The 823-nt window shown below is 58.1% G+C and carries 1 protein-coding gene; it reads right to left on the bottom strand.

The genetic code is table 11. The annotated features are described in order from the left end of the window. Window positions 1-234 precede the first annotated feature (234 nt). On the bottom strand, window positions 235-823 hold a 589-nt coding region (locus tag P0D80_RS50675), incomplete at its 5' end, for a recombinase family protein (RefSeq protein ID WP_408296412.1).

The following is an 823-nucleotide window of genomic DNA, read 5'->3' as shown; positions in this document are numbered from 1 at the left end:
GTTTCCCCTTGCAAGGGTTCGTCGTAGCAGTGAAGAACCGGACGTCTTAAATGGCGACGTCGCCGGATCAGCGTAACCGGCATCACTCCCCTCGCAAATCCGCTAACCTTTACGATGACATCCAGCACTTAGTGCTTGGAGTGCCAATTATTGGCTCATCGACGGAGCTTTACCGTCATTCTGCGGCGTTCTCAGTTATTCAGAAGGCGGGCACCCCTACGTTGAAGCGAGCGCCTATTCTGTAAGGCGAAATCGTGATAGGAGACGGGCGACGGTGGACGGATGCACACCAAACAGTCTGGCGGCGTCGGCAGCCGTTTGTTCTCCGGAGTTCACGAGTTTCACAATTTCTTGTTGTTGACGAGTCGTGAGCTTCGGTCGCCGGCCGCCGATACGTCCTTCCTTGCGAGCTGTAGCGAGTCCATGTCGAGTCCGTTCGCGCAACATCTCCCGTTCGAATTCGGCAAACGACCCGACGATCTGCATCATCATCCGACCTGCTGGCGAGGTGGTATCGATCGCTTCAGTCAGGCTTCGGAAGCCAGCTCCGGCCTGCTCGATTCGCTCCATCAGGATCAGCACGTCTTTCAGGGAGCGCGAAAGCCGATCCAGTTTCCAGACGATGAGCACATCGCCCTCGCGAAGCTGTTCCACCACGCGATTCAGCTCGGGCCGCTCCCAGCGTCCGCCGGAGGCTTTTTTTTCGAACACGCGCCGGCAGCCAGCCTTCTTTAATGCGGCGAGCTGGGTCGTGTTGTCTTGCGCCTCGGTCGAGACGCGTGCATAGCCGAGCTTCATGATGAGGTTGCCTGTCCTGCGCCGA

Origin of the sequence: Paraburkholderia sp. RL17-373-BIF-A (assembly GCF_046030175.1) — a bacterium.
Lineage (GTDB): Bacteria > Pseudomonadota > Gammaproteobacteria > Burkholderiales > Burkholderiaceae > Paraburkholderia.
Note: the sequence above shows the minus strand (reverse complement) of the source record. Positions and strands in the feature narration are given on the sequence as shown.